16 protein-coding genes and 1 tRNA gene are annotated in these 15,925 nt (G+C 49.9%); 10 read left to right on the forward strand and 7 right to left on the reverse strand.

The window, feature by feature from the left end; translation table 11 throughout:
- Window positions 1-63: 63 nt before the first annotated feature.
- Window positions 64-1,161, reverse strand: coding sequence for an IS5 family transposase (locus tag ACR02O_RS11660; RefSeq protein ID WP_415878136.1), 1,098 nt, complete (start codon window positions 1,159-1,161; stop codon window positions 64-66).
- A gap of 966 nt (window positions 1,162-2,127) precedes the next feature.
- On the opposite strand from ACR02O_RS11660, the gene ACR02O_RS11665 reads away from it, so the two are divergent.
- From ACR02O_RS11665 to ACR02O_RS11680, 4 genes are read left to right on the forward strand one after another with little or no spacing between them, the layout of a single operon-like run.
- Window positions 2,128-2,370, forward strand: coding sequence for a helix-turn-helix transcriptional regulator (locus tag ACR02O_RS11665; RefSeq protein ID WP_026604319.1), 243 nt, complete (start codon window positions 2,128-2,130; stop codon window positions 2,368-2,370).
- Window positions 2,363-2,803 (forward strand): hypothetical protein, encoded by a 441-nt coding sequence (locus ACR02O_RS11670; protein WP_494521679.1) that lies wholly within the window; start codon window positions 2,363-2,365, stop codon window positions 2,801-2,803. The genes ACR02O_RS11665 and ACR02O_RS11670 overlap by 8 nt, the downstream gene beginning before the upstream one ends.
- Window positions 2,796-4,682, forward strand: coding sequence for a DUF927 domain-containing protein (locus ACR02O_RS11675; protein WP_494521680.1), 1,887 nt, complete (start codon window positions 2,796-2,798; stop codon window positions 4,680-4,682). Before ACR02O_RS11670 ends, ACR02O_RS11675 begins: the two co-directional genes overlap by 8 nt.
- Window positions 4,672-5,190 carry a hypothetical protein gene (locus ACR02O_RS11680; protein WP_494521681.1) on the forward strand — a complete coding sequence of 173 codons (519 nt, stop codon included), beginning with the start codon at window positions 4,672-4,674 and terminating at the stop codon, window positions 5,188-5,190. Before ACR02O_RS11675 ends, ACR02O_RS11680 begins: the two co-directional genes overlap by 11 nt.
- 22 nt (window positions 5,191-5,212) lie before the next feature.
- On the opposite strand, the gene ACR02O_RS11685 is transcribed toward ACR02O_RS11680, so the two are convergent.
- From ACR02O_RS11685 to ACR02O_RS11705, 5 genes are all read right to left on the reverse strand, one after another.
- Window positions 5,213-6,094, reverse strand: coding sequence for a plasmid partitioning protein RepB C-terminal domain-containing protein (locus ACR02O_RS11685; protein WP_494521682.1), 882 nt, complete (start codon window positions 6,092-6,094; stop codon window positions 5,213-5,215).
- Window positions 6,091-6,993, reverse strand: a complete 903-nt coding sequence (locus ACR02O_RS11690; RefSeq protein ID WP_494521683.1) for a ParB/RepB/Spo0J family partition protein — start codon at window positions 6,991-6,993, stop codon at window positions 6,091-6,093. The genes ACR02O_RS11685 and ACR02O_RS11690 overlap by 4 nt, the downstream gene beginning before the upstream one ends.
- Window positions 6,990-8,558 carry a recombinase family protein gene (locus ACR02O_RS11695; protein WP_494521684.1) on the reverse strand — a complete coding sequence of 523 codons (1,569 nt, stop codon included), beginning with the start codon at window positions 8,556-8,558 and terminating at the stop codon, window positions 6,990-6,992. The genes ACR02O_RS11690 and ACR02O_RS11695 overlap by 4 nt, the downstream gene beginning before the upstream one ends.
- Window positions 8,559-8,723: 165 nt before the next feature.
- Window positions 8,724-9,158, reverse strand: coding sequence for a hypothetical protein (locus ACR02O_RS11700; RefSeq protein ID WP_081733880.1), 435 nt, complete (start codon window positions 9,156-9,158; stop codon window positions 8,724-8,726).
- A gap of 305 nt (window positions 9,159-9,463) precedes the next feature.
- A tRNA-Ser gene (locus ACR02O_RS11705) sits at window positions 9,464-9,553 on the reverse strand.
- A 75-nt stretch (window positions 9,554-9,628) separates the two neighbouring features.
- Between ACR02O_RS11705 and ACR02O_RS11710 the strand changes: the two genes are divergently transcribed.
- The 5 genes from ACR02O_RS11710 to fae all read left to right on the forward strand — a co-directional run bounded on the left by ACR02O_RS11710 (window position 9,629) and on the right by fae (window position 14,169).
- Complete coding sequence (locus ACR02O_RS11710) at window positions 9,629-10,729, forward strand: ATP-grasp domain-containing protein (RefSeq protein WP_458137228.1); 1,101 nt, start codon at window positions 9,629-9,631, stop codon at window positions 10,727-10,729.
- A 5-nt stretch (window positions 10,730-10,734) separates the two neighbouring features.
- Window positions 10,735-11,718, forward strand: a complete 984-nt coding sequence (mch, locus tag ACR02O_RS11715; RefSeq protein WP_171695752.1) for a methenyltetrahydromethanopterin cyclohydrolase — start codon at window positions 10,735-10,737, stop codon at window positions 11,716-11,718.
- Between the two features lie 87 nt (window positions 11,719-11,805).
- Window positions 11,806-12,708: an ATP-grasp domain-containing protein gene (locus tag ACR02O_RS11720; RefSeq protein ID WP_319962412.1), complete on the forward strand. Its 903-nt coding sequence runs from the start codon at window positions 11,806-11,808 to the stop codon at window positions 12,706-12,708.
- On the forward strand, window positions 12,702-13,568 hold the full coding sequence (locus ACR02O_RS11725; RefSeq protein ID WP_458137229.1) for a triphosphoribosyl-dephospho-CoA synthase: 867 nt from the start codon (window positions 12,702-12,704) through the stop codon (window positions 13,566-13,568). The genes ACR02O_RS11720 and ACR02O_RS11725 overlap by 7 nt, the downstream gene beginning before the upstream one ends.
- Window positions 13,569-13,653: 85 nt before the next feature.
- Complete coding sequence (gene fae / locus ACR02O_RS11730) at window positions 13,654-14,169, forward strand: formaldehyde-activating enzyme (RefSeq protein WP_020482207.1); 516 nt, start codon at window positions 13,654-13,656, stop codon at window positions 14,167-14,169.
- A gap of 56 nt (window positions 14,170-14,225) precedes the next feature.
- Here fae and ACR02O_RS11735 read toward each other — a convergent pair whose 3' ends face one another.
- On the reverse strand, window positions 14,226-14,909 hold the full coding sequence (locus ACR02O_RS11735) for a HisA/HisF-related TIM barrel protein (RefSeq protein WP_458137230.1): 684 nt from the start codon (window positions 14,907-14,909) through the stop codon (window positions 14,226-14,228).
- A gap of 20 nt (window positions 14,910-14,929) precedes the next feature.
- Between ACR02O_RS11735 and ACR02O_RS11740 the strand changes: the two genes are divergently transcribed.
- Window positions 14,930-15,925, forward strand: coding sequence for an ATP-grasp domain-containing protein (locus ACR02O_RS11740; protein ID WP_458137231.1), 996 nt, complete (start codon window positions 14,930-14,932; stop codon window positions 15,923-15,925).

A 15,925-nucleotide genomic window follows, 5' to 3' on the forward strand; every position in this document is an offset into this window, starting at 1 on the left:
CGGTTTCAAGGGCTTTTTATTCGCCTGAAGCCGTCTGTGGACGGTTTTCAGGCGAACTTCACCCTAGGCGGGTGCACTCCACGCCGGTTTCGGCGTGAACACCAATAGGTTGAGCATGCGCGTCAGGTTGTAGGCGGCAAAGCAAAACAAGGCCTGACCCGCGACTTTGGCTAAGCCGATGTGACGGGTTTTGCGCAGGCCGCCGACCGTTTTGACCCAGCCAAAGGCTTCTTCGACGATTTTGCGGCGCTTGAGACTTTGGGCGTAACCTTTGCCGCGCGCGGTGCGGCCGTCGACGGCACTGCCAATCTTTTTGCGGGCCACATGGGCTTTGATATCACGGGACTCGAGTCCGTTGACGAACGCCGGTTGGTCATAGCCTTTGTCGGCACCGACGCTGCCACCTTGGGGCACGCGGCGTTTGATCATTTTTTGCGCGGCTTCGATTTCGGCGGTGCCGGTGGCTTGAGTGGTTTCGACATCGACAATCAGGCCGTTGCGATTCTCGGACAAGGCATGGGTGATGTAACGCAGTTTGGCCTCGGTGTATTCGCCTTTCTTGTAAAGCCGGGCTTCGGGATCGGTTGTACTTTGATGGGTGGCGTTGCTGCGCTTTTCGCCACTGAAGTCGATCTCGGGATTGCGGCCGGCGGGTTTATCGGGACCACTACCATCTTTTTTGACGAAGCTTTTGTGCGAGGCCCAGGCTTCAATGAGGCTACCGTCGACACTGAAGTGTTCGTCGGACACCAGATTTTGCCATTCGGCTATGGCCAGTACCCGCTCAAAAAATTCGCGACTCAGGGCTTCGGACAGCAGGCGTTCGCGGTTGGCACTGAACACTGTGCGTTCCCACACGGCGTCGTCGATGCCCAGACCGACAAACCAGCGAAACAACAGGTTGTAGTCCAGTTGTTCCATCAACTGACGCTCACTGCGAACGGTGTACAGCACTTGCAACAGCAAGGCGCGCAGCAGTTTTTCAGGGGCAATCGAGGGACGGCCTGTGTGCGAGTAACGCTCGGCAAAGACGGCATCCATTGAGGCCAATACGCCATCAACCAGTAGCCGTAAACGACGCAACGGATGCTGTTTGGGAATACGGTCTTCCAGGCTAACATAGCTGAACCAGCTGTTTTGAATGGCATCGTGTCCGCGCATTGAAAGGCTCCAAATTTAGGTAGCCTATTTTAACAGTTAGCCGCTCATCTATGCCTTAGCTTACTTGGCTTTTCGAGTTTTTCACCAGCCTGCTAACGGCCTTGACCTGGGTAGAGAATGCGTTGAGCTCTTGGGGCATTTTGCAAATCCTCATCAACTAGCCGGCTGGATAAATGGTAGCTTGGCTGCAATCAAAAGCGTAAATATAACATCTGCTATAAATTTGGGAAGGATTGTCGGACAAGACAATTATTTTTAATGGCTATGAACAAGTTGCAGGTTCAGTAATACCTTGGTTAGATTTGCAGAGCTCAAAGCCTTAATAAATAAGGTGTTCCGTTAGGGAACCTCTGATTAAATCAATTTTTCGAGAAAACCTTGATCGCAAGCTGTTGATTTAATTGATGTTGAAATTTGGAGCAACGAATTAATCAGAGGTTCCTTAGATCTGAATGTTTTGTTTTTCAAACACCAAAAGTCCAACCTGCAACTCAGTAATAGCCATTTTATTTTTTGCATTTCTTCGAAATCACAATAATTAGCGCGATTTCGAAGACGACCTTTCAAAATTACGCTTCACACTATTCCCCAGGACGTTTCCGGACGGTTGCCATTGAGTTGAACCCCGTTTAACAGGCATTGGCCGGCACCCATCGAAAATTTTTTTCGTAATCTTGCAGTAAATTGCGAAATCGCAATTTACTGCAAGCAGCTTTCAAAATTTTTGCTGAAAAATACGTCCGCAGATCGCATCAGACAAAAATAATTCTCCGATCTTGCAGCTGATGCCAAATTCGTCATTAGCTGCAAGCGAGTCGCCACTCGATTTGGATATTCTGTCCGACGCGACATTACGCAATCCAATGGATTGCAGACTGGGCCGGCAACGGTCTGAGCAGGGGGATAGGTCTCTTGTATTAATGACTATCGCCCCATTTTTTTCAAATGATTCTGAGGTTAATAGACATGAGTAAATTACCGGAAACTGGTTTTCTACGTTTGAAACAAATTATTGGTGATCCAAAAGCCAAGCCGCCCATTTCTGGATTGCTGCCCATGAGTAAATCATCCTGGTGGGATGGCATCAAAAAAGGCATCTTTCCCAAGCCGATCAAAATGGGTCCCAATATGACGGCTTGGCGAGTGGAAGATATTGCCGAGCTCATTGCTCGTTTAGGCGCTCAATGTACTGGCAACGCGAATGCCTGATCAACGACTGCCGTTGCCGCCGTTTGGAAAAGAGCTGATCGCCCGACTGCAATCCACGTCGCCACCCTGGCCGATTATGATCTGCTTGGGCCTTGATGCCTGGCAGCGCGCGCGGCAATGGCAATCAAATCCCACCGTATGGGCACTGGTATGTCCGTCTAACTCAGCGCCGGCCCAGTATCGTTGGCCGGTGCTGGGTTTGATGTTGATCGTCGAGTGGCAAATTGATCAGACTGCCGGTCACGATGAGGTACTTGCACTGGTCAAGGTGCTGCTGGGCTATGGTGCCGAATGTGTTGCCGTCTTGCCTAGTTGGGTGGATTTCAGTCAATCGGCATTTGAATACGACTCTTGTTTACCGGTTGGTGAGCGTTGGGTTCAAGTGCGGGAGGAGATTGTTGTTTATCGCCTTAATGGGGACAACGATGGCTGAGGTTGACGCCAAATCGTTATTGGATGACGAGGCCGAAGGTGGATTGGTAACCGCCATCGGCCGATTTTTGCCATCGCAGTTGTCGTCCACCGATTTGGCCGAGATCCAACAAGCCCGTCAATCCATCGGTGCTGCCAAATCCGAGAAGGATGCGGCAGCCCTTTTCCCCGACGCCTCCAGTCGACCTTGTTACCAAGTGTATGAACATACCTGCGGTCCTGGTCATAGTTGGCCCGCCGGTGTGTATTACCATTTTCTCGGCAAATCGTCTGCCAAGGAGCCGCCGGCGCTGCGCGATATCAGAATCTGTGGTGTGTTGCAGGCGGTGGCCATTGCCCGCAACCGGCAGGGTGGCGAGTTTGGCTTGCTATTGGAATTTCGCGATCGTCTGGGACAACTCAAACAGTGGAATATGCCGTTCCGATTACTGGCCGGCCGCGGCGATGAGCTACAGAAAGCCTTGTTCGACCAGGGGCTTGATATTCACTATCCACAACGGAGTCGTCTGGCGGAATATCTGTGTCAGCAACACCCTGACCGCACAGTCTGGATCACATCGACGCCCGGTTGGTTTGATAACCTTTATGTGCTGCCGGATCGCAGTATTGGCGATTCCAGTGATGCCGTGATTCTTCAGTCCGAGGGAAATGTAAACAGTAACTTGTATCGGCAAGCCGGTAGCTTGGCCGCCTGGCAACAACAGGTGGCCGGCTTATGTCCCGGTAATCCTTATTTGCTGTTAATGGTTTCGCTGGCCTTTTGCGGCCCCTTGCTGGATAAGTGCCATCTGGACAGCCTGGCCATTCATATTTATGGCCCCTCCAGTCAGGGCAAGACCAGTGGCATGCAAGTCGCTGCCAGTGTTTGGGGTAAGCCTAAACACTTCCAGCGTTCCTGGACGGCCACCTTGAATGGCCTGGAATCCGCCGCCGTCCAGGTTAACGACGGCTTGCTATGTCTGGATGAGATGAGTAAAGCCGATGCTCAGGATGTCAGCAAGTCGCTGTATCTGCTGGCCAATGGCGTTGGCAAGCAACGGGCTACCGTCAATGGCAGAGCCATGTTGCATCAGCATTGGCGGGTAGCGATTCTGTCCAATGGCGAAGACTCGATTGAAGCCCATCTGAGTAAGGCCGGTATTCCAGTCAAAGCTGGCGAATTGGTGCGCTTTCTGCAGTTGCAGGTGTTTGGTCAGCATGGCGCTTTTGACGACCTACATGATTACGGCAGTGGTCGAGTTTTTGCCATGGCATTGCATCAGCACACGTCGCAGCACTATGGCACCGCCGGCATCGCCTTTCTGGAACGCTTGACCCGCGATCCACGCGATTTTGCCGCCTATCTTGAACAGTGTTTACGCATTTTCGAGCAGCGCTTCGGACCCTTATCAGCACAGGAAGCCCGTGCCGCACGCAGCTTTGCCTTAATCGGCATGGCTGGCGAATTGGCCAGCGAATACGGTGTCACAGGTTGGCCAGAACGCATCGCTATGGAGGCGGCACTGATCTGCTTCAACCATTGGCGTCAACAGCGTGGAACCGGCGAACTGGAACCCCGGCAATTGGTCAACGCGTTACGGCAGTACGTCGAACTGTATGGCGACAGCCGTTTTACCAAAACCGACGATCCCAACCGACTGCACGGCGAGCGTTCCGGCTATTGGCGCCCAACCGAACGAGGCCGGCAATGGTTGTTCAGCTCCGCGGGTTTCAAAAAGGCGATTGGCAATGCCGATTTGGCATTGGCGGTTAAACTGCTGATCGGTCAAGGCATCCTGAAATCCGGTCCCAATCCGAAAAAGCATGTAACCCAGGTCAAAGTCCACGGCGGCTCGGGCTGGTTTTACGTGATTCAATTTGATGATGACCATGTTGGCTAATGTAATACGGCATTATCTGGCGGAGGCGACCGATGAGTTGTCTCAACCAGACGATCAACACCACCCCACGCAAAGGGAAAATGTTTCAGCGGTAACACCAGTGTTACCTGACCCGGAATCGGTAATACCCCTGCAACCCGCGCCAGGACTGGACGTAACACCGGTAATACCAGTAACACCTAAAAACCGCGAGTACCAACAAAACAAAATCAACAAGCTCAACGTCCAAGATCAAGCCAAACTTCTGGCCTACCTGAAAGCGATCGGCGAAACCGATTCATCGGTCATCGACGAGTTTATGACTGAATGCGCGGCAAGCCCTGAAATCCTGTCCTACGCCTTGCAACTGGCCGAAGATACTCTGCGACTTCACCACGGCGATACGCGAGGATTCGTGCGCTGTGTCAGTTGTCGATTCTTGCAAGTGTCAGAACAACGATGCAGCCAATTCGGCTGGCGGATTGTGGTAGATAAATGGCGGCGGTGTCATAGCTTTGAACAACGTTAAGCTAAATTGCGAATCCAGAGTGTCATTGATCCAGTGATACTGTTTGAACAATAGCCTCGAATTCCGCCAAGAATTCCGGCTGCCTTTGCTGCAGAAACCGTTTTATTGCTGGGTTTTCAAGTAATTTGGCTAAGTAGCCTTTAGCCAATACCAAATTAAGGACATCTTGTCCGTAGGTCTGCTCAACCATTTTGTACCGTTCTTGAAGATTGCTCATTTCTCGCTCCATTTTGGCAATTTGCTCCGTAGTCAGACCGCTCAGCTTTTTGGGCTTTTTGCCTTCGACCAGCATTGATAAGGGAGTGGCGACCAATAGTGCTTCAGCATAATTTATGGTGATGGTATTGGCTGAGATCATGAGCTCGACACATTCAAGTTGACGAGTCGGTTTCATTTTTCGCAATACCCGTGATAAATCCGTTGGGAATTGGTGATCTTTCAATAGTTCTGCTGCCTCAGGGCATATGCCTTCCAGTAACGCAGCTTTGCGCTCAATGGTACGGGGGTCAACGCTTAGAGCCTTGGCGAGCCTTTCTGGAGTGACGCCGCGTTCGATAGCACGGCGAATCATGTGATGTTCCTGTATCGTCGACAATCGGTTAATACGGCTGTTATACGTGTAACTCTCGTCATCAGTAGCAACCAGACATGGAACCTCGATATACCCCAACTCCTGTAATGCGATCAGCCGGATGTGCCCATCCAGTAAAATTAGCTGCTCGGTTGTAGCATCGGCAGGACCAACTGATAAAGGCTCAATTAGTCCAATTTCCTGAATCGATGTGCGTATCTGCAAATATTTTCGCGAGGTGGTAACGCCAGTAGGTGTTCTGCGTGAGGGCAGGATCTTATCTACCGGCACTGAAATCGGTTCTAAACTGAATCCTAAAGATATTTTGGTCATATCATGCGACCTCCCGACAACACCCGTTCAGCGAGATATTTCGGCAGGGAGTCCAAGCCCTCGGCGCGCAGAAGCGTCGAGAAATTCTCATCGGCAAATAGTTCACGAAGGGCGCTGACGACGAACAACAAGCGTTGTTGAGTCAACTGGGCCTTTTTAACGACCAGTTTTTGGCGGTCGACTTCCTTTTGGTAGACTCTGACCAAACTTGCGGTCGTAACATCTTGCGCTTTTCGCGGCGTACCTTTGGCTACCGATGGCCCTAAAGTTTGTCGGCGTTCGATAACTCGTCGCGCCTGTATCAATTGTTTTCCGCGAAGCTTTCCAGTTTCGTAGGCTTCCTGCAGGGCGGCCTGGATAGCTTGATCGTCTTCGCCCGCACCGACAATGGATAAGGCAGCGTTCAATGGAATTTTGCCTTTTTCCACGGCAACCAACAAACGTTCTTCGCCTTTCATCAGCAAGGTAAGTATGCCGTGGACATACTCGGCGCATAGTCCGGTTTTTTGGGCGATGACTTTTTTGTCGTATCCCTGTTCGTGAAGTTGCTGAATACCTGCCAATAACTCTAACGGTCGATAATGGCGGCGCGCGATATTTTCGGTCAAACTCATGATGAATGCATTTTCGTCGCTGACTTCGATGACCAGGGCAGGAATTGTGGCTTCACCCAAAGCATGAAATGCCTTCATTCGACCTTCACCACACACCAAAAGATAGCGGTTGGTGCCATCTGGGGCGGAGCGTGGCGTCACAGTGATTGGCTTTTTAAGCCCGATTGTTTGAATATTGGTGACTATCTCCTCGAACACCCGTTTGTTTCTCTCTCTGGGATTGAGGACATCAATCAAGTCAATTGGGATCATTTGCATTTGGCCGGTCTTGATTGTTTCGGTCATGCTGCTCTCCTCAAACGTATGTGTTCCGCCATCCCGTACAGATAATCCAAACTGTCGAAACGGTAGCTTTCGAATTCGATTGGATTGTGTTCGGCGAGTCGGATGCGGGGTTGATCGAAATCCAGTCGCGGTAATAGGTAGTAATCGAGTGCGGCATGATTTTTTTCATCAAGGCGAACTGCCACGGTAATGTCTGGGGCTAAGCTGGTGTCAAACCGGACTTTCCAATAGTGATGACCATTTTCGCTGCATTGGCAGCGCGCCAATACCAGGGAAACACTGAATTCATCATTGACTTGCAGCAGATCCGTGCCAGCGTCGCGTTTGACGGCGCCACCTAATGCCATAATCTGGCGTTCGGTTTCATTGACGATTTCTGGGTGAAAACGACGAAGGAATTGGTTGATCTCCAGATATCGATAATCCCGATCGGGCGTAAAACCGACCATTTGATAGGCTCGCACCAAGCTGCCGAAACGATGCGCGTAAACGGACGTGGATGGCATGCCTTCGGATTCGTTGATGATCAATCCCGACAGAAATCCTTTGCGCTGGTAAAGTGCTCGCAGACGCTCGATTAATTCCTTGTCGGTATATCGGTGAACTCTGGCTCGAATGATTCCTTGCGCGGTGTAAAACAGTTCAGGTGGTACGATAGGTTCGAATGCGCCTTCTTTTTTGATCCACATATCAGAAGGGTTAACCACTCGCAGCTTTTTGAGCTTGAAGGAAATGCGGTTATAGACATTGTTGCCAATGTATTTTTCGTTGGTCAGGATCTCTTGCACAGTGGCGCGAGTCCATTGCCGGTCAAGGTCCGTATGTATTCCCATGCCATTGAGGCGTTCGGCAATATCGGATTCGACCAAGCCTTCTTCGATGAACCAGTGATACATCAAATTGACGGTACGGATTTCCGACTCGGGACCAGGCATGAGGATGACACGGTCGGTTTGCAGGCTTTTATGTTCGCCTCTGGCCAGTTCGGCTTTAATGGAACCGTTTTGATCGAGTAATACCCTTCGTAGTCCATATCCAGCAGGACCGCCTTGCCGAAAACCGAGTTCAATCAGTCTGGACTGCCCGGCGAAAACCTTAGCCGATAATTCTCGACTGTATTCGCCCGCCATAGCCCGTTTAACGCCTTTGACAATCGTGGAAACAGGTGAACCGTCGTTTTCAAACTGTTCGGCACAGTAAGTAACTTGAATACCCGCTTTCCGACACCGATATTCATAATATGCGCTCTCATCAGCATCCTGAAATCGACCCCAGCGGCTAACGTCATAAACCAAAATCATCGAAAAGTCGGCAGATCCGCTTTCGACATCTTTCAACAGCTGTTGTAATGAAACGCGGCCATCGATGCGCAAACCACTTTTTCCGGCATCGGCGTAGGTTCGGACGATCTCAATATCATGACGAGCGGCGTATTCTCGTATTTTGTCAGACTGATTTTCTGTGGAGTACTGCTGGTGCTCGGTCGACATTCGTACATATTCCACCGCGCGTGATTTTTTGAGCGTTTCTGGGTGTTCTTCATTGGATTCAATTTGATTTATCAAACCTGATGATCCCCGTGCGCATGAAAATTAGGCTCTCGCTAAGCCACTGGTGGACTTGAGCTATCAGCGGGGACAGCCAATCCAGGGTTTATCAAGAGAGAACTGACAATACGGTATAAGAATCTGAGTGATTTGCCGATCAAGTCATCTCTTTGCAACGCGGGCTTATTGCCGACATTCACAAGCATGTGCCGTAATCTCTACAATCCAAGCGTCCATCTTTGCAATATTGGCTTCTGTCACCAAACTTAGTCTGTAAATCCCCGATGGCAGCAGCTTTGCTGGAGTTGACGCGTCCATATTTGCAATTGGATTAGTCTTGGCTTTGGCGTTGCGTGTCCGTTGCAATGTACGATTACGATCAACATACTTTGGATGAGATTTACGATATTGACGCCAATAATCGGGATTGCGCTCTATCCAGGATTGTTGAGCCCGTTGTTGGTTTTCTTGATAATCAGGGTCTGTTTTCAGTTTGTTGCGGTGCCATTGTCGTTTACGATGCTGTTGGCACGAAGGCGCTGAGCAATAGGTTTGGAGTGGAACTTGTGGACGTGGTTGAAAAGACTGGCCGCAAGCGGGGCATTGTTTAATCGCCATTGAAGGCTCCCTACACAAAAATGCGTATTGAGCGCAATCAAATGAGTTAAAAAGTGAAATAAGGCTTGGCTTGATTGAATTTTGCTGATGTCGTGGCTTTACGGCAGGGATGTTTATAACTTTGCGAGCTTTGACTAGAATCGTCCGCGGATTCCACAAATGGCTGATAATGATCCTGTATCAAATAACGCACACTGAAATGGAAGCAGTGATGGTTATTAGAATCAAAAGTAGGGTAGGGAGTAGGGTAGAAAAAATTAAGGCCTTGATAAATCGTTATTTATCAAGGCCTTAACTAAAAATAATGGCGGAGAGCTAGGGATTCGAACCCCAGGAAGGGATAAACCTTCAACGGTTTTCAAGACCGCCGCTTTCGACCGCTCAGCCAGCTCTCCAACAGCCGCGTATTATTACAGAAAATATTTTAAAATCCAGCGTTTTTTGCGGGTCCACTTTCATGCTGCAACCGAATGCAATCTGCTTTAATACCTAAGTGTTTGTTAGTGATTGCCAAATCGGCAAGGATGTTGGTGCAAATGTGTGTCGATTCCGGATGCGAGGTGGTGGCTATCGATTGCTTCGCCGATAGCGATACTCGGCAAATGGCAAAGCAGGCATATCAGGTGCCGTCATTGGCCTGGGATGATATTCAAGTCACTTTGGCTGCGGTTCGTGAGGTTCATGGCTTGACCGAATTGGTATATGGCAGTGGTTTGGAAACTTACCCGGAAACCTTGAGCTGTCTGGAAAAGCATTGGCGCATTATCGGGAACTCGGCGGCTATTTTTCAATGGGTCCAGGACAAGCGTGATTTTTTTGCCCGACTCGATACGTTGTCCATTCGGCATCCGCCGGTGGTGTTTACGAAGCCTGAGGATGGTTTTGACTGGTTGTTAAAGCCTTGGCGTGGCGAGGGCGGCTTGGGGATTAGGCGCTGTCATAATGAGGAGTTTGTTGACGGCTATTGGCAGCGTTATATCGAAGGCCGTTCGATGTCTGTATTGTTTGCGGCGAGTCGCGATGGGGTTGAGTTGATCGGTTTTAACGAGCAATGGACGGTAAAGTCGGAGGGCGGGCAATCGTTCCTGTTTGCGGGGATTGTCAGTCGTGCCAAGGTTTCTAGGTCGATTCAGACTGAAATTGCCGACTGGTTGGATAAGCTTGTCAATGCCTATGAATTGCGCGGTTTAAACAGCATGGATTTTATGCTGTGTGACGGCAGATGTTACGTGTTGGAAATCAATGCGCGGATTTCCGCTAGTGCCCAGCTTTACGGTAAATCACTGCTCTTGAAACATCTACAGGCTTGTCAAAACAGCCGGGATAATCGTGTCGAATTATCGGCGGAGCCGAGTGCTTATCAGATTGTTTATGCGCAAAAAACAGTAACGATCCTCGAGCGGCTGATATGGCCGTCATGGACTGCGGATAGGCCGAATCCCGGCGCAATTGTTGCCACAGGCGAGCCGATATGCAGTATTATTGCCACCGGAAAAAACTCGGGGCAGGTGCTGGATAATCTGCATCGCCAACAACGCATCCTTGCAAATCTATTGGAAACAGGTCTTTAAACATCATGCAATACCAGGCAAGCGTCAATAAATTTTCCCAGCCCTTGGTTCAACAACTGTTGGATAACGCGGATAAATTACGGTTGGGTATCGAAAAGCTGGAAAACGGCTGCACCATTATCGATGCGGGTATTAAGGTGCCGGGCGGTCTGGAAGCCGGCCGAATTATCACCGAAATCTGCATGGGCGGCTTGGGTACCGCGACGATCTCGCAAAGTCCATACACCAGCCATTGGCCGCTGACCATTAATGTACACGCCAGCAATCCGGTGCTGTCTTGCCTGGGTAGCCAATATGCAGGTTGGAGTTTGTCGCACGGCAAATATTATGCCCTAGGTTCCGGACCCGCGCGGGCACTGGCAACTAAGTTGAAAGACGGTGCAGTAGAGCCGGTGGAAGAGCTTTATAAAGAACTGGAATATCGTGATAGTGCCGAGCAAACCGCGCTGGTCATAGAAAACGACGCCTTGCCGCCAATCGAAATCGTCGAAAAAGTCTCGGCGGCATGCGGCGTGTCGCCGGCCAATTTGACCATCATCGTCACGCCCACCAGCAGTCTGGCCGGCGGGGTGCAAGTCGTCGGGCGAGTATTGGAAGTGGCGATGCACAAAGCCCATGCGTTGCACTTTCCGTTGGAAAACATCGTCGATGGTTCCGGCAGCGCGCCGATTTGCCCGCCGCATCCGAATTTCGTAAAAGCGATGGGTAGAACCAACGACGCGATTTTGTTCGCAGGCCAAGTGCATTTGTTCGTCAAAGGCAGCGACGAAGCGGCGGAAAAATTGGCCAAGGAATTGCCAAGCTCCACCTCTAAAGATTACGGCAAACCATTTGCCGATATTTTCAAAGCCTACGAATACGATTTTTTCAAGGTCGATGCGATGTTGTTTAGCCCGGCCAGCGTCATCGTCACCGCAGTCGAATCCGGCAAAAGTTTCCGCGCCGGTAAATTGGACAACGCCTTGCTCGATCTATCGTTCGGCGCTTAATTCGCTCTAACTCTCTTCGACAGCTAACAGGCCTTGCAGGGCAAGGTCAGTTAGCTTGTATCGCTAACTTTTTCGACATACATTCCCTTGCGCCGAATTGCAATAATTACCGATGATCCGGGTTGGCACGGCAAGCAGTTGTGCTTGGCTTTTGCCGAGCGCGGTTATGCCGCCGAATATGTCTCGCTGACTGCCTGCAAATTGCAGTTAACGGTCTCGGATTTGCCGATTGTTATTCCCGGTTTTGAGCAAGAATTACCGGCGGCGGTTTTCGTGCGCGGCGTGCCCGGCGGTTCGCTGGAAGAGGTGGTGTTTTATCTGGATGTTTTGCACGGCTTAAAAATACTGGGCATACCGGTTTATAACGATGCCGGCGCTATCGAGCGTAGCGTCGATAAAGGCATGACCAGTTTTTTGTTGCAACATGGCGGTTTGCCGACGGCAATGACTTGGGTATTGCGGGATCGCGATGCAGCATTGGCGATTGCCGAACAGCAGTTGCGCGCCGGCTATTATCTAATCAGCAAGCCATTGTTCGGTTCGCAAGGCGAGGGCATTCGGCGTATCGAAAAATCTACCGATTTGCTCTGGCTAACCAGTAGTCACGGTATTTATTATTTGCAGCGCTTTGTCGAATGCGCCGGTGATGGCTATTCCGATGTGCGGGTGTTTGTGATTAACGGTAGGGCCGTTGCAGCCATGCGGCGGCGCGGCATTTCCTGGCTGAATAATGTGGCTAGAGGCGCGTCTTGTGAATGTATCGAACTGGAACCGGCTTTAGCAGGATTGGCGATTGCCGCCGTTGTTGTGCTAAACATGGATTATGCCGGGGTGGATCTAATTCAGGACGCCGATGGTGGTTACCGGATTATCGAAGTGAACAGTGTGCCGGCCTGGAAAGGCTTGCAAAGTGTTTGCGATATTAACATCGCCGAATGTTTGGTTGCTGATTTACTTGATCGATATTGCCTGCCAGAAAAAGTATGTTGAACAGGCAGCAATTGATGGACGCTTACCTACAAGCTTGCGAAATCGAGTTGCAAGCGTTCAAGCCTGGAAATGTTAGTGTTTATAGTGCTGCCGACGATATGACCGTTGACGATTTTCGTGTCAGCGCTCGGGTTAGCAGCGAGCCGATTACCAATCCGCAATATAGTTTGGGTGAAAAGATTTATTACGCAGTCAAGGCAACCCGCGAGGCGGTGGCTTGCAATACCAATCTCGGTATTATTTTGCTTTGCGCGCCATTGTTGCAAGTGGTTGCCGGTTTAAAAAAGGGCGAAAACTTGCGCGATGGTTTACGGCTATTGCTGGAAAATACGACCCGTGAGGATGCAGATTGGGTTTTCAAGGCTGTCACCTTAGCTGCGCCGGCAGGTTTGGGCGAATCTGCACAGCACGACGTACAAAAACCGGCGGATGTGACGCTGACCGAGGCCATGGTTTTTGCCGCTGACAAGGACCGAATTGCGTTGCAATACGCAACAATTTTTAAAGACGTTTTTGATTTCGGCGTTTTAAGATATAATCGTGCTTTCGTTTTGTCTGGCGATTGTGCTTGGGCGGCGTTAGCGGTTTTTGCCGCAATGTTGGCTCAATATCCCGATAGTCATATTGAGCGGAAGTATGGAGAGCTGTATTCAGAGTGGATCAAGGCTGAGATGCATAAGCTCGAGAGAGCGATGCAAACAGCTGGTGAGCCTGAAGAGCTTTTGCCAGTATTGTATGATCTGGACAAAGCTTTTAAGGCACAAAGGATCAATCCGGGTACAACAGCTGACATAACTGTAGCGACAGTACTGGTGGTGCTTCTGGAACAACTTATCGGTGAAGGAACCGGTGGGTTATAGAGGGAACTAAGCAGAAACTACAATCTTGAGACACGAAAGTGTCTATTTTTTTGGTTCAATCTTATCTTTAGGGGATAAATTTAAAATGGCAAAAATCAATAACTTGCGCGTTGGCGAATCTTTGGTTGGTGAAGGCAACGAAATTGCTCACATCGATTTGATCATCGGCCCACGCGGCTCAGCAGCTGAAACTGCTTTCGCAAATGCTTTGACAAACAACAAAGACGGTTTCTCTACTCTGTTGGCTGTTGTTGCTCCTAACCTGTTGGTTAAACCTGCAACCATCCTGTTCAACAAAGTAACCATCAAAGGTGCAAAACAAGCTGTTCAAATGTTTGGACCAGCTCAACGCGCTGTTGCTATGGCTGTTGCTGATTCCGTTGAAGACGGCACTATCCCTGCTGACGAAGCTGACGATTTGTTCATTTCTGTTGGTGTTTTCATCCACTGGTTGGCTGAAGACGATGCAAAAATCGAAGAATTCAACTACAAAGCTACCAAAGAAGCTATCGCTCGCGCGGTTGCTGGCACTCCAACTGCTAAAGAAGTCGTTGCTGCTAAATCTGGTGCAAAACACCCATTTGCTGCTAACAACGTATAAGTTTTTAGTTTCAAAGGCTGTCGAAGATACCCCGGCTTGCCGGGGTATTTTTTTGCCTAAAATTTTTCCAGTGTGGTGGCGTCGATATTGCCGTTGTGCAGGGCGCTGGCCAATAACACAGCGGCAATACCGATAGTTTTCAGGCGCATGAGATCGTTTACATCCCGAACCCCGCCAGCCGCGACAAAATGTTTATAGGGATGAGTCTTGCAAAGCTGGCTTAGTTTCTCAAAGTCCGGACCCTGATTGCTGCCGACCAAATCCAAGGTCATCACCACATTTGTTTCCGGCCACAGTTCAGGGCTTTCCAGCCACCCTGGATGACCCAAAACTTGGTTATGTTTAAAATCCAGCGATAGGATCAGATCGGTATTTTTTAACGATACGGGTAGTCGTTGTGATTCAGTACCAATGACCGGCTTGCAGTTACTTGCGAGAGTCGTCATAGTCAGGGCTTGATGGTTGCTGCCCTTATCCAGCCAAAATTCCTTGTTTGGATATTGGCTAAACAAGTTGTTGATGGCCTCGTCGTGGTTACCTTGGCCGCCGATTGCGTCGAGATCTGCGATATAAAACTTTGGAAATGGATACAGCTTTAATAAACTCCACACGACTTGGCTTATTTCGCTGCTGTCGCATATTGACGAGGTGAGATGTACGGGGTGATAGCGGCTGCGGTCGCCTCCTACAGCGTGGACCACCAGGCCGTCTTTCAAATCAATGACTGGAATAATCTGCATAAGCCAAGCGAGTTTTAGAATTGAGAGTTCTGGTATTTGAATTTATTACCGGCGGCGGTTTGGTCGGGCAGGCATTGCCTGCTTCGCTGGCGACGGAAGGCAGCTTGATGTTACAGGCTTTAATCGCCGAACTGAAGTGTCTGGACAATCTTCAGCTATGTGTGCCTTTGGATGAGCGCTGCGCCAGACCGGATATGCTGTTGCCAGGCGAAATTGTGACGGTAAGCGCCGCTTGCGACATCTTTGCACTGTTGCGGGATTTACTGACACAAGCTGATTTGTTTTGGCCCATCGCACCTGAAAGCGACGGTATATTGCAGCGCCTGGCCGAGCTGGCTATTGCCGCGAATGTCGAAATTTTATTATCCAATCCTGCAACCTTGAGCGTATGCGCCAATAAGTATGCGACTTATCAAGCTTTGAAGAAACGGATGATTCCGGCGGTGGCAACACATCTGCTTAGCGAAACGGCGGAGGGTATCGGTTTAGCGAATAAGCTGGTCGTCAAGATTGCGGACGGCGTCGGGTGCCTTGATAGTTTGCAAATCGATGCCGAGCATTTGCCGGTCGCTATTGCCGAATTAACCGATCCGCATCGCTATGTGTTACAGCCTTATATTCACGGACAGGCTGCGAGTTTGTCTTGTTTGTTTAAGCATGGCCAAGCCTGGCTTATCTGCTATAACCACCAGCAAATTGCTTTGCAGCAAGGCCGATTTAGTTTGCAAGGCTGTTTAGTGAATTTACAAACCGATAAGCTGAGCTTTTATCGAAATTTGGTAAGCGAAATAGCCGACGCGCTGCCTGGCTTGTGGGGCTATGTAGGGATTGATGTTATTGAGAATGCCGAGCTAGGTCCGCTGGTGTTGGAAATTAATCCGCGTCTGACCAGTTCTTACGTCGGCATCCGCCAAGCGACCGGGATCAACGTGGCCGAACAGGTTTTGCGCCTGCGCCATGCCGAACCGGTGTTACAGCCGTATAGAAATGAAACAGTTCAAATCCATATCAATTAA

The sequence above is a fragment of the Methylomonas sp. PHL2-19 genome (genome assembly GCF_059331595.1).

What these genes read in the sequence shown, in the direction of transcription:
- ACR02O_RS11660 (WP_415878136.1), bottom strand. Translation starts at nt 1,161, where the DNA reads ATGCGCGGACACGATGCCATTCAAAACAGCTGGTTCAGCTATGTTAGC.
- ACR02O_RS11665 (WP_026604319.1), top strand. Translation starts at nt 2,128, where the DNA reads ATGAGTAAATTACCGGAAACTGGTTTTCTACGTTTGAAACAAATTATT.
- ACR02O_RS11670 (WP_494521679.1), top strand. Translation starts at nt 2,363, where the DNA reads ATGCCTGATCAACGACTGCCGTTGCCGCCGTTTGGAAAAGAGCTGATC.
- ACR02O_RS11675 (WP_494521680.1), top strand. Translation starts at nt 2,796, where the DNA reads ATGGCTGAGGTTGACGCCAAATCGTTATTGGATGACGAGGCCGAAGGT.
- ACR02O_RS11680 (WP_494521681.1), top strand. Translation starts at nt 4,672, where the DNA reads ATGTTGGCTAATGTAATACGGCATTATCTGGCGGAGGCGACCGATGAG.
- ACR02O_RS11685 (WP_494521682.1), bottom strand. Translation starts at nt 6,094, where the DNA reads ATGACCAAAATATCTTTAGGATTCAGTTTAGAACCGATTTCAGTGCCG.
- ACR02O_RS11690 (WP_494521683.1), bottom strand. Translation starts at nt 6,993, where the DNA reads ATGACCGAAACAATCAAGACCGGCCAAATGCAAATGATCCCAATTGAC.
- ACR02O_RS11700 (WP_081733880.1), bottom strand. Translation starts at nt 9,158, where the DNA reads ATGGCGATTAAACAATGCCCCGCTTGCGGCCAGTCTTTTCAACCACGT.
- ACR02O_RS11710 (WP_458137228.1), top strand. Translation starts at nt 9,629, where the DNA reads ATGCAATCTGCTTTAATACCTAAGTGTTTGTTAGTGATTGCCAAATCG.
- mch (WP_171695752.1), top strand. Translation starts at nt 10,735, where the DNA reads ATGCAATACCAGGCAAGCGTCAATAAATTTTCCCAGCCCTTGGTTCAA.
- ACR02O_RS11725 (WP_458137229.1), top strand. Translation starts at nt 12,702, where the DNA reads ATGTTGAACAGGCAGCAATTGATGGACGCTTACCTACAAGCTTGCGAA.
- fae (WP_020482207.1), top strand. Translation starts at nt 13,654, where the DNA reads ATGGCAAAAATCAATAACTTGCGCGTTGGCGAATCTTTGGTTGGTGAA.
- ACR02O_RS11735 (WP_458137230.1), bottom strand. Translation starts at nt 14,909, where the DNA reads ATGCAGATTATTCCAGTCATTGATTTGAAAGACGGCCTGGTGGTCCAC.